This window comes from Rhodococcus sp. SB1D, from assembly GCF_048573875.1.
GTDB lineage: Bacteria > Actinomycetota > Actinomycetes > Mycobacteriales > Mycobacteriaceae > Rhodococcus_F > Rhodococcus_F qingshengii.
Map to the genome: position 1 here is coordinate 36524 of NZ_JBMAIQ010000015.1, position 12320 is coordinate 48843.

10 protein-coding genes are annotated in these 12320 nt (G+C 63.3%); 3 read left to right on the forward strand and 7 right to left on the reverse strand.

The features are described from left to right. Positions 1–4 precede the first annotated feature (4 nt). From ACN50D_RS27210 to ACN50D_RS27220, 3 genes are all read right to left on the reverse strand, one after another. Complete coding sequence (locus tag ACN50D_RS27210) at positions 5–1000, reverse strand: NAD-dependent epimerase/dehydratase family protein (RefSeq protein ID WP_082931406.1); 996 nt, start codon at positions 998–1000, stop codon at positions 5–7. A 78-nt stretch (positions 1001–1078) separates the two neighbouring features. Beyond that, positions 1079–2449, reverse strand: coding sequence for an FAD-binding oxidoreductase (locus ACN50D_RS27215; RefSeq protein ID WP_064689332.1), 1371 nt, complete (start codon positions 2447–2449; stop codon positions 1079–1081). Beyond that, a complete protein-coding gene (locus ACN50D_RS27220; protein ID WP_007736157.1) occupies positions 2446–3147 on the reverse strand; it encodes a FadR/GntR family transcriptional regulator in 702 nt (233 codons plus the stop codon). The genes ACN50D_RS27215 and ACN50D_RS27220 overlap by 4 nt, the downstream gene beginning before the upstream one ends. A gap of 92 nt (positions 3148–3239) precedes the next feature. On the opposite strand from ACN50D_RS27220, the gene ACN50D_RS27225 reads away from it, so the two are divergent. Next, a complete protein-coding gene (locus ACN50D_RS27225) occupies positions 3240–3857 on the forward strand; it encodes a cysteine hydrolase family protein (protein ID WP_030536921.1) in 618 nt (205 codons plus the stop codon). A gap of 5 nt (positions 3858–3862) precedes the next feature. Here the strand turns inward: ACN50D_RS27225 and ACN50D_RS27230 are convergent, their stop codons facing one another. Beyond that, entirely contained in the window at positions 3863–4504 is a 642-nt protein-coding gene (locus ACN50D_RS27230; RefSeq protein ID WP_082654941.1) for an alpha/beta hydrolase, read from the reverse strand. A gap of 83 nt (positions 4505–4587) precedes the next feature. Between ACN50D_RS27230 and ACN50D_RS27235 the strand changes: the two genes are divergently transcribed. Then, on the forward strand, positions 4588–8031 hold the full coding sequence (locus ACN50D_RS27235; RefSeq protein ID WP_064689331.1) for a TM0106 family RecB-like putative nuclease: 3444 nt from the start codon (positions 4588–4590) through the stop codon (positions 8029–8031). 29 nt (positions 8032–8060) lie between these two features. On the opposite strand, the gene ACN50D_RS27240 is transcribed toward ACN50D_RS27235, so the two are convergent. Both ACN50D_RS27240 and ACN50D_RS27245 read right to left on the reverse strand, forming a co-directional pair. Beyond that, positions 8061–9236 carry an amino acid deaminase/aldolase gene (locus tag ACN50D_RS27240; RefSeq protein WP_007736155.1) on the reverse strand — a complete coding sequence of 392 codons (1176 nt, stop codon included), beginning with the start codon at positions 9234–9236 and terminating at the stop codon, positions 8061–8063. A gap of 70 nt (positions 9237–9306) precedes the next feature. Then, positions 9307–9954: a TetR/AcrR family transcriptional regulator gene (locus ACN50D_RS27245; protein ID WP_020908434.1), complete on the reverse strand. Its 648-nt coding sequence runs from the start codon at positions 9952–9954 to the stop codon at positions 9307–9309. Between the two features lie 78 nt (positions 9955–10032). Between ACN50D_RS27245 and ACN50D_RS27250 the strand changes: the two genes are divergently transcribed. After that, positions 10033–11346, forward strand: coding sequence for a D-arabinono-1,4-lactone oxidase (locus ACN50D_RS27250; RefSeq protein WP_042450351.1), 1314 nt, complete (start codon positions 10033–10035; stop codon positions 11344–11346). A gap of 3 nt (positions 11347–11349) precedes the next feature. Here ACN50D_RS27250 and ACN50D_RS27255 read toward each other — a convergent pair whose 3' ends face one another. Then, positions 11350–12315, reverse strand: coding sequence for an adenosine deaminase (locus ACN50D_RS27255; RefSeq protein ID WP_019749316.1), 966 nt, complete (start codon positions 12313–12315; stop codon positions 11350–11352). Positions 12316–12320 lie beyond the last annotated feature (5 nt).

Below are 12320 nucleotides of genomic sequence, written 5' to 3' on the forward strand. Positions count from 1 at the left end.
CGTTTCACTGTCCGGCGCAGAGTAGTTCCTCTTCGATCTCGGATGGAAGGCCGTGCACCGCACGATCCTCCCGCTGAGTCGGCAGAGTTTCTCGCTGCATCCACTCCCAGGTATCGCGCACGGTGTCTTCGACGGGCCGGCACCGCAGCCCTGCTTGCCCCGCCTTGGCGGTGTCGGCTTCGAGGAAGCCCGCGAACTCGCCCTCTTGCGGAACCCAACACGGAAGTTGTGTCCACGGCTGCACTCCCGCAGCGGCCAGCCTGTCCTCGTCGATCCACACGAGTTCAGCGTCCGAACCGGTGGCATCCACGCACGCCTGGAGGAGCCCGGAGGTAGTGGTGTGGCCGGACGGGCTGATGACGTCGTATGCCCCGCTGATCCCGGCGGCCAGTCCGGCCAGGACAAAGGTTGCGATGTCGCGGGCATCGACGTACTGCAACGGTCTGGTCGGCACTCCGGGAGCAACGACACGTCCGCCCGCCGCGATGCGCTGCAGCCACCACGGCAACCGCCCGATGTCCTCGCGCGGGCCGAGGATCAAACCTGCCCTCGCGAGTAACGCGTCCGGGAAGGATTCCAGGACAGCGAGTTCGGCCCCGCGTTTGGCGGACGCGTAATCGCTGTAGTCATCGGAGGTCGCAGATGCGGCCACCACTGGTGAGGTCTCGTCTACGTGCAAGCCCCATTGGTAGACGGATCCACTGGAGATGTATGCGTACCGGTCGACGTGACCGCGCAAAACGCGTGCATTCTCACCGACCACTCGGGGGCTACCCGACCAGGTGTCGACGACAAGATCCCATCGACGATCACCGAGCGCATCAACCATCGCACGCTGATCGGTGCGATCCGCGAACAGGACCTCCGCTGTAGGTGGTGGCGCTCCGGTGAGCCCACGATGGAGCACTGTCACTTCCCAGCCCCGAGCCAAAGCGTCATCGACGAGAGCGCGGCCGAGGAACCGTGTTCCTCCGAGCATCAACAGCTTCATGAGGGCCATCGTCACTTGAAAAGCGTCGTGCGGCAACACGTTCGTCTGGTAGCGCAATTTCCGGCGACTGAGGCACGGACTAACCGCTCAGATACCTCGTCCGGGATTGAGAATGTTCTTCGGATCGAATGCGGCCTTCACTGCAAGCATCATTTCGCGTTCGGTCTGGCCGACCATGTCCGCCATGTACGGCGCTTTGAGAACCCCGATACCGTGTTCACCGCTGATCGTTCCGCCCAACGCCAGTGCGCCGGCAACGATGTCGTCGAAAGCTCCGCGCGCACGATCCTGCGCACCCGATTCGGCAGCGTCGAACACGATGGTCGGGTGGAGATTGCCGTCGGCGGCGTGACCGAAGGTTCCGATCGTGACGCCGTGGCGATCGGCCGCTTCACGAATGCATTCCAACATGGACGGCAACGCCGGCACCGGCACCGCGACGTCGTCGAGAAGTACCGTGCCCAACGCCTCGAGAGCCGGCAAGGCCATGCGGCGCGCGGCGGTGAACTCTTCACCTTCCACCGGATCGTCGGTGTGGAAAACCTCTCGGGCCCCGGCACTTTCGCACGCCGCGGCGCAGTCCGCTGCCTCGGCGGCCGCCGACCTACCGTCGCACTGGATGAGCAGCATCGCCCCGGCCGATTCGTCCAGCCCCATCTTGGTCAGCCGATTGACGGCGCCGATGGTGACGTCGTCCATCAACTCCATCTGACACGGTTCGGCCACTGCCGACACGGCGAGGACGGCATCGATCGCGGACTCCGCGGAATCGAAGAAGGCGACCACAGTGGTCGCGGCAGTGGGCGCCGTACGCAACCGCATCGTGGCTTCGACGATGACCGCGAGAGTGCCCTCCGACCCGACGAGCAGATGTGTCAGGTCCAGCCCCGCAACGTTTTTGCGCGTCCGTGCACCGGTACGGATCACACGCCCGTCGGCGAGTACCGCCGTCAGGGCCGCAACGTGATCACCGGTGACGCCGTACTTGGCGCAACAGATGCCGCCTGCATTTGTCGCCAGATTGCCGCCGATACTCGAGATGGACCGGCTTCCCGGATCCGGTACGTACCAAAGGCCCTGCTGTGCAGCAGCTTCCGCCAGGTCACCGTTGATCACTCCGGGCTCCACCGTGGCGGTGCGCGCGGCAGGATCGATCTCGAGAATGCGATCCATGCCCGCGACGCTCAAGACGATGCATCCGTCGAGTGCGTTGGCGGCGCCGGCCAACCCGGTACCTGCCCCTCGTGTCACCACGGGAACGGAGAGTTCGTGGGCCACCGTCATGACCGCAACGACGTCGTCAACCGTCTTCGCCTTGACCAGCGCGGCGGGCGTTCCGGCTGTGGTGAGCAGTGATTGATCCCGGACGTACGCGCCCATTCGGTCGGGATCGGTTGTCGCCCTGTCCCCCACCGCTTTCTGCAAGCGTTCACCCAACAGATCGATACTCGTGGTCATTGTGTTCGTCCTTCGTAGAATCCGCGCACATGGCGCTCGACCAAAACGGCGGCCTCGTCAGCTGCACCGCGCTCGATCGCGTCGGCGATACCCTCGTGCTCGGCCAACAGTGCGCCGAGCGTGGCCGCCGAGTTCTCGCGCGAGTCGAGTTCGCTCAGCAGGTAGCCGGCGATGCTGTCGCGGAGAACCGTCATGACCAACCCGAACGCCTTGTTCCCGCCCGCTCCGGCCAGCGCAACGTGAAAGTCGACATCGGCGTCGTGGAATGCGACCGAGTCGTCGGCAAGGGTTGCGACGCGCATCCGCTCGATCGCATCCCGGGCGCCGTTCGGCACCGCGACGACAGTGCGCAGCGCAGCAGCTTCGAGCAGCACTCGCAATTCGACAAGATCGCCCAATGGAACTGCACCCACCTGCAACGCCGTGCTGAGAGCTGTGGCCGCGGAATCGGCCGTATGCTCGTGCGTCACCCGAGGCCTGGCAGTAGAAGTGGTGTCCGCGCCGGTCAACAATCCCTGCGCTTGCAGGACACGAAGCGCCTCACGGACCGTCGATCGCCCCACCGAGAACGTCTGCGCGAGTTCCTGTTCGGTCGGCAATGCCTCGCCGACGGGAAGCGAGCCGTCGAGTATGGCAGCACGGATTCTTCCCGACACGGCAAGGCTGAGCGGCATGCGCGACAACGGAGTCGTATCCATGCCGCGACGCTACCACCCCTTGCCTGCTTGTCTGACAAACTGTTTAATTGAGGAGATTCGTGACCCGGACCACAACAGAGAAGGTGCCGACCATGACCGACAAGCTCGAATTGGATCCCGCGACCACCGCCGTCGTGCTCATCGAGTACCAGAACGACTTCACCACCGAGGGCGGTGTCCTCCACGAGGCCGTCGCACCAGTCATGGAATCGAACGGACTCCTCGCGAACACCGCCGCGCTGGTCGATGCGGCCCGGGCGGCGGGTGTCACCGTGATGCACGCACCGATCACCTTCGCCGAGGGGTACAACGAAATCACCTCGCATCCGTACGGAATCCTCAAGGGCGTCGTCGACGGAAAGGCTTTCGTGAAAGGTTCGTGGGGCGCCGCTATCGTCGACGACCTCACTCCGAAAGACGGCGACATCGTCATCGAGGGCAAGCGCGGACTCGACACTTTTGCCAGCACCAACCTCGATTTCATTCTGCGCAGCAAAGGAATTCGCACGATCCTTCTCGGCGGCTTCCTGACCAACTGCTGCGTCGAATCGACCATGCGCACCGGATACGAGAACGGTTACCGGGTCATCACACTCACCGATTGCGTGGCAGGCACTTCGGTCGCCGAACACGAGAACGCGATCACCTACGACTACCCGATGTTCTCGCATCCCGTCACGTCGAAAGAGGTGCTCGGCGCGCTCTCCTGAGAGGACTACCTGGAATGCGCGAGAAGGAATTCACGGCTGACGTTGGTGACACTGGCGTGAACCTTCTCGTGCAGCAGGTCGTGACCGGCGTCCTCGAACTCACGCATCTCGACGTTGCGCAGCGTCCGCGCCCAGTCCCGGACGGGATCGACCGGGGCGATCCGGTCGTCGGTACCGTGAACGACCAGGACTGGGATGCCCGCGTCGGAGAGTTCCGCCCACCCGTGTTGCTCGACCGCACTGCGCGGGATGCCGCACAACACCGCGGACGCGAATTCGTGATCGCGATGAGCCAGCACCGTCAGCGCAGTCACAGCACCTAACGAATGACCCATCACCGCCTGCGGAACGTCGGGCAGTTCCGCCAAGGCGATGTCAGCCAGCGCGGCTGCATCGGCAGCAAGATCGGAGAGAGGAGCCCCGACTCCCGGATCACCCTCCGACAAACCGTGCCCGGTGTGATCGATCGCCCACACGTCAATCCCCGACGCCGTCATTGCGCTCGCGAAACGGTGATACTGCCCGCTGTGCTGGCCGAGACCGTGCAGAAAGACCAGTGACACCGTGGGCACCGCACCCCCTGCCGCCGGCCAATGCCGAAAGTGCACCTGACCGGTTCGTCCGTCGAAGAAAGGCATGATCGTCATTCTGCACGCCGCTACCGATATCCGCGGCTCGTGAGCGATTACTGGTGGGTTGCCTTGTCGGTGAGCGATGGCACAATCGCCCTGTGTTCCTACTCGATGATCAGATCGTCTACAGCGCCAGCGACCTCTCGGCTGCGGCCTCGTGCGAGTTCGCACTGCTGCGGCAACTCGACGCCCGAACCGGTCTGATCGCGGCCGAGGCCGCCGAGGCGGATCCGATGCTCGAACGGACGTCGAGCCTCGGCGACTCGCACGAGCGCGAACAGCTTCAGAAGTTCATCGATCAGCACGGAGACGGCGTCGTCGTCATGCCGCGACCGGAACACTCACGCGCAGGCCTGACCGCTGCCACGTTGGCCACCGTCGAGGCAGCACGATCGGGCGCGCCAGTCATTTATCAGGGAACCTTTTTCGACGGCCGATTCCTCGGGTTCTGCGATTTCCTCGTCCGCGAAGGCGACACCTACGCGGTCTACGACAGCAAGCTCTCCCGGCACGCCAAGGTGTCGGCACTTCTACAACTCGCCGCATACGCGGATGCGTTGGAGCGCAATGCAATTGCCGCCTCCGATCAAGTTCATCTACTGCTAGGCGACGGCAGCACGTCGTCGCACGACATCGGAGACATCGCGCCGGTATTCGCGGCACGTAGAGCTGAACTCGAACGAGTCCTCGACGAGCACCGCGCCGAGGGGAAACCGACACAGTGGCTCGACGATCGGTACCTGCGTTGTGGTCGATGCGACACCTGCAGCGTCGAGGTCGAAAGCCATCGAGACCTGCTGCTGGTTGCGGGTGTCCGCGGCAATCAGCGTGAACAGCTGATCGTCTCGGGGATCACGACAATCGACGAACTCGCCGCGAGCACCGGCCCAGTCGAGGGAATCCGCCGGGAAACACTCGACAAGCTCCGTGCACAGGCAGCGGTTCAACTACGCCAGGAACTGTCCGGCGACGCCGAATTCGAGGTCTACGAACCCTCGGCGCTCGGCGGACTCCCCATCCCCGACGACGGCGACATCTTCTTCGACTTCGAGGGCGATCCGCTCTGGGCCGAGGACGGGTCCACCGATTGGGGGTTGGAGTATCTGTTCGGTGTGGTCGAAGGGCCTGCGGACGACTACGTGTTCAAGCCGTTCTGGGCACACGATCGCGAGGGTGAGCGCCAGGCGCTCCTCGACTTCCTCGATTACGTCACCGCGCGTCGAGAAGCTCATCCAGGCATGCACATCTACCACTACGCCGCGTACGAGAAATCGGCGCTGTTGCGCTTGGCCGCACGTCACGGTGTCGGCGAGCAGACCGTGGACACCCTGCTCAGCGAGAACGTGCTCGTAGACCTGTACCCGATCGTCCGCGCGTGCCTGCGGATCGGACAACGCTCGTACAGCATCAAGAAACTCGAGCCGCTCTACATGGGTGAGCACGGCCGTGACGGTGACGTGACCAACGCCGCCGCCTCGGTCGTCGCTTATGCCGACTACTGCGAATTGCGCGACGGCGGACAAGCCGACCAGGCCAGGGAACTTCTTCAGGGCATCTCCGACTACAACGAGTACGACTGCGAATCCACTCTCCGCCTGCGCGATTGGCTCGCCGAGCGCGCCGCAGAACACGGCGTCGAACTTCGAGAGCCGACCGGACAGATCAAGATTCCACTCGAAGAACTCACCGAATCGGAAATCGCACTCCGCGACTTCGCCGGCCACAAGGCCGGTTCGACACGCACCTCCGATCAGCAGGCTGCTGCTCTATTGGCCGCAGCAGTCGGTTACCACAATCGCGAGCGGAAGCCGTACTGGTGGGCCCACTTCGACCGATTGGTCACACCGATCGAAGACCTCGTGGACATCCGCGACGTCATGGTGGTCGAGCAGTCCGAAATCGAAACGGACTGGCACAAGAGCACCGCGCGGCAGAAGAAGTTTCGTCGCCACATCCAATTGACCGGAAGTTTCGGCACCGGAACGTCTTTGAGTCCGGGCAGTGATTTGTTCGCGCTCTACGCAACCCCCTCCCCGGATGCCGTTGCAAGCGAGAACCCCACCCAGCGCGGCACCAGCAGCGTCAAGGTCACCGCCGTCGTCAAGTCCGAAGGGCTCGACGTGGTCACCGTGGAAGAACTGCTCAGCGGTGACGAATACATCGATTCCCCTGTCGCGTTGGCACCTGGTCGTCCGATTCCCACCGGACGCATGGAGAAGTCCATCGCCGCTGCCGCGTCCGACGCCAGCGAGAGCCTGCCCGAACTGCCACACATCGCGGCAGTCGACATTCTCAGGCGCAGCACCCCGAGAACCCTCTCGGGTTCAGCGCTGCCACCTGTCGGCACCGACAACAACTACGCCGACGCCATCACCGCCGCACTTCTCGACCTCGACGATTCCTACGTGGCGGTGCAAGGTCCTCCCGGTACCGGCAAAACCTACACGGGCGCTCGTGTCGTCAAGACACTGATCGAACAACACCATTGGCGAATCGGCGTGGTGGCACAATCACATTCGGTGGTCGAGAACATGCTTGGCGGCATTCTGAAGGCCGGCGTGGACCCCGCACTGGTCGCAAAGAAGGGCAGCCGCAGCAAGACCGCGGAATGGCAGGACATCGCGTCCGAGGAATACGCCGGATTCATCGCCGAAGCGGAAGGCGTCGGCTGCGTCATCGGCGGCACTGCATGGGACTTCGCGAACACCGATCGTGTTCCCGCCGGCAGTTTGGACTTGCTCGTGGTCGACGAGGCAGGTCAATTCGCGCTGGCGAACACCATTGCCGTCGCGATTTCCGCGCGAAACCTGTTGCTGCTGGGCGACCCGCAGCAGTTGCCGCAGGTGAGCCAAGGTACTCACCCCGAACCTGTCGACGAATCGGCACTCGGTTGGCTCGCCGAGGGACACGGCGCACTGCCACCCGAACTCGGCTACTTCCTCGAGAAAACGTGGCGGATGCACCCGGATCTGTGTGCGCCCGTGTCCGCATTGTCGTACGAGGGCAAGCTGCGTTCCCAGGAAACCGTCAGTGCGGCAAGGAAGCTCGACGGACTCGCTGCCGGAGTACACACGGTGTTCGTCGATCACCGCGGCAATTCCACCTACTCCCCGGAAGAGTCCCAGGAAATCGTTCGCCAGATCCAGGGCCTTCTCGGCACGCCTTGGACCGACCCGAGCGAGTTCGAGGGAACCAGGCCGCTGGAGCAGTCGGACATTCTCGTGGTCGCGGCGTACAACGCCCAGGTGGGCACCGTCGAGCGCGATCTCACCGAGGCCGGTCTCACGGAGGTCGAGGTCGGGACCGTCGACAAGTTCCAGGGCCGCGAGGCTGCGGTGGCAATCGTGTCGATGGCCGCATCTGCCGTCGAGGACGTCCCGCGAGGGATGTCGTTCCTGCTGTCGCGAAACCGTCTCAATGTTGCTGTCTCACGCGGCAAGTGGTGCGCGATCATCGTTCGATCGCACGCGTTGACGCAGTACATGCCCAGTACGCCTGCGGGATTGGTCGAACTGGGCGCGTTCATGAGGCTGACGAGCTAGCCGAAGCCTGTCTTACCCGAAACACTGCCCTACCCGAAGCACTGCCCTTCGCCGCGATAGGTGGGAACCGAGGTTCGGGTGCCGTCGGCTTCGACCACGTACACGCGGTCGAAGCGCTCGCACAGCTCGCCGGCTTTGGCGTGACGGAACCACACACGGTCGCCGATCGCGATGTTGCCGGCTTCCTTCCCGGTGACCGGCGTCTGGACTTCGCCGGCACCTTCGTTACGGAGCAGTTTGAGACCGGCGGGCCAGACCGGCGACGGAACGCGGGTGGCTCCCGCAGGTCCCGACGCGATGTATCCGCCACCGAACAGGGTCGTGACCGACGGCGTCGGTTTGCGCACGGCCGACAGCGCGAAGAACAGCGCCGGATCGGGACGGAAGGCACGGTAGCGGTCGAACAGGGTCGGTACGTACAGTCCGGAGCCTGCTGTTACCTCGGTCACCACAGGATCGGCCGAGCTGACCTCCAGCGACCCCGTACCGCCGCTGTTGACGATCTCGAGTGCACCCACGGCATCGGTGACGGCCGCGACCACAGCGCCCCTTCTGGACGCCAATTCGCGGGCAGAGGCTTTCTTGACCCAACCGATCGGAGCACTGGTGTCAGGAAGGCCGGCAATCTGGGCTTCGTAGAACATCACTCCGACGACGGAGAATCCGCGTTGGCGCGCACGCGCCGCGAGTGCGGCGACCGCGCCAGGTTCGCGCAGTGGCGAGCGTCGTACGCCCAGATGGATCGGGCCGATCCGCAGTGACGCGTCGACGTCGAGACACACGCGGACAGGCGCATCCCCCGTCGACGCCGAACGAATGAGGTCCAACTGCGCATCGTCGTCGACCATCAAGGTGATCGATGCGAGAGCGGTGTCGTCGGCAGCGAGATCCGCGATGGCGCCACGATCGGCGGTCGGGTACCCCATCAGGATGTCCCGTGCGCCGAGCCCGACCAGCCACAGAGCCTCGCGCAGTGAGTACGCCATGATTCCGCGGAATCCGCCGGACGCGGTCAGTGTGTCGCCGAGAGTTTCAGCCAGAACCGTCCGACAACGAACCGATTTGCTCGCCACTCGCACCGGGGTTCCACCGGCGCGGCGCACCAGGTCGGCTGCATTACTGCGCAGTGTGGTCAGATCCAGAGCAGCCAGAGGCGGGTCGAGTTCTCGCGTGGCAGCAGTGAGTCGATCAAGGGTCCTGGTCACAGATGATCCAATCGTCGCGGCGTGCGACCAGTCAATCACCAATCCTGGACGTATGTCCAGGATGGCGGTTCTACTGAGGCGCGACCACGGCTTTGTTGGCGATTACCTGAACCATTTCTCCGAACTCGGCAATAGTCGCGTCGGAGTCACGATCGACCAGCCATCGCAGAACAAGGCCGTCGATCATTGCAAGACTCAGTCGCGCAATCGAACTCAACGGCTCCGTCCACACCGTGCCCGATATCTTGGCGCACTCTTCGAGAAACGACACCGCGAGCTCATCCATGATTCGGTACTGCTCAAATGCAACCGCCCCAGCACGTTCGGCTCCGAGATTGCGACTACGCAGTGCCTGCGCAGTAATTTCGTAGGTCAACAACTGGCGATCCGGGGTTGCCTCGATGGTCGGCCACATTCCGGTCAGGCCGATGTGCAGCAATTCCCTGAGCCCCTGCACGCCACTGAGATCCGGCGCATGGCGGACCTGCGCGAACGCATACTGCATCGACGCACTGAGCTGCAGAATGAGCGTTTCACCCATTGCCGCGATCAGCGCTTCCTTGCTCTCGAAGCAGTAATGAACGACGCCGAGCGATACCCCGGCCTCCTCTGCCACCGCCCTTACCGTCACAGAACTGACACCGCGCTGTTCCGCAATAGACAAGGCGGACTCGACCAATTGTGTGCGGCGTTCGTCCGCCGGGAGCCTGTTCAGCATCCAATGATCGTAGAACGCAAATGACAAAATCTTCGCGCAATACTTGCCTGGACGACCGTCCAAGTACATTATTGCGTAATGGCTTCGGACACTTGGCAGAACTGGGCGGGCACTCAAAGCGCCGCGCCGCGTCGCTTTGCGACGCCGACAAATACCCGTGAACTTTCGTCGTTGGTCGCCGAGGCCGCCTCGCGTGGCCAACGTGTGAAGGCCGTCGGCGCCGGCCACTCGTTCACCGGTGTCGCGGTCACTGACGGTGTCCTCGTCAGCCTGGACAACTTGAGCGGAATCGACTCGATCACACCGACCGACGACGGTGCGCTGGTCACTGTTTTTGCAGGCACTCGCCTTCATGCTCTCAACGACGCCTTGTGGCAACGCGGATATGCGATGGCAAATCTCGGTGACATAGACGTCCAGTCACTGGCCGGCGCGACGTCCACCGGCACGCACGGCACCGGCGCACGATTCGGCGGTATCGCCACACAGATTCGCGGAATCGAGATCGTTCTCGCCGACGGATCCGTCGTTACCGCAAGCGCCGACGAAAACGTCGAGCTGTTCGAAGCGGGCCGCCTCGGATTGGGCGCAATCGGCATCATTTCGAAGATCACTCTCGCCTGCGTTCCGCGATTCACACTTCGCGCAATCGAGGAACCCGACACGCTGTCTCACATACTGGACACCCTCGAGGGCGATCGCCTGGGCCTGGATCACTTCGAGTTCTACTGGTTCCCGCACACCGATCGTGTCCTGACGAAGAGCAATACGCGACTCCCCGGAGATACCGAACCCGATCCGGTGGGCAAGGTCCGCGCGTTCGTCGACGACGAACTCCTCTCGAACACACTCTTCGAAGGTGTCAACCGCGTTGCCACCCTGGCACCGGCCGCGATCCCGAGAATCAACAACGTGTCGTCCCGATTGCTCGGCGCCCGCGAGTTCACAGATCGCAGCTACCGGGTATTCGCGTCTTCGCGCCGGGTGAAGTTCAAGGAGATGGAATACGCGATTCCCCGCGAACACGTCACCGAGACACTTCACGAAATCGATCGCTGGATGAAGAAGTCCGGAACCAACGTCGCTTTCCCCGTCGAAGTACGTTTCGCTGCCGCCGACGACCTCTGGCTCTCCACTGCTCACGGACGCGACACCGCATACATCGCGGTACACCAGTACCACCGCCGACCCGAAACGGAGTACTTCGCCGCGGTGGAAGCCATCGCGCGCGCCGTCGACGGCCGGCCGCATTGGGGAAAAATGCACAACCGGACCGTCGACGACCTGCGTCCGACGTACGACCGACTCGACGACTTTGTCGCCGTTCGAGACAAGTACGACGCGAATCGTGTGTTCGACAACGAATACTTGCGTCAGGTGCTGGGCGACTGACGGTCAGCGCCGCAGCAGTTCCGCTTTTCGCGCATCGCTCGCAAACGAGGCTTTGATCGAGTTCCGGGCGAGGGTGTCTCGCTCGGCCTCGGTCAGACCCAGGGCTCGGCCCAGTTCGGTGAAATTGTCGTCGACGTATCCCCCGAAGTAGGCCGGGTCGTCGGAGTTGACCGTGACGATCAAACCCATCTCGAGCATCGATCGAAGCGGATGATCCGACAGCGAATCGAACACCCGCAGACGAACGTTCGACAACGGGCAGACCGTCAGTGGAATCTCCTCGTCGACCAGACGCTCGATCAGGGCAGGATCCTCGAGTGCCCGGACTCCGTGGTCGATCCGCTCGGCGCCGAGAATGTCGAGCGCCTGCCAGATGTACTCGGGCGGTCCCTCTTCACCGGCGTGAGCCACAACGTGCAAACCCTCGGCACGGGCGCGGGCGAACACGTCCTCGAACAGTGACGGCGGGTTGCCGACCTCCGCGGAGTCGAGTCCGAGCCCGACGATTGGAGCCTGCAGGCGAATTATCTCGGAGAAGATCTCCTCGGCGTCTTTGACGGGCTGATCTCGGAGGATGGCGGCGATTGCCGCGCTGCTGAGCCCGAACTCGCGCTCACTCGATGCCACCGCATCCATGATCCCGTCCAGGACCTCGGTCAGCGGAACACCACGGACCACGTGCGCCTGTGGATTGAAGAAGAACTCGGCATGCGCGACGCCGGCGGCAGCCGCGCGGCGGAAGTACGCTCGCGTCAGGTCGGCAAAATCCTCCGCGGTGCGCAGGACGGCCATGTTGGCGAAGTAGAGATCGAGGAACGACTGCAGATCGGTGAACTCGTACCTCGACTTCAGATCGTCGATATCCTTGTACGGCAAGTCCATTCGATTGCGCTCGGCAAGTCGGTAAATCTGTTCGGGTTCCAGAGAACCCTCGATGTGCATGTGCAGCTCTGCGACAGGTGTAGCCATGTCGG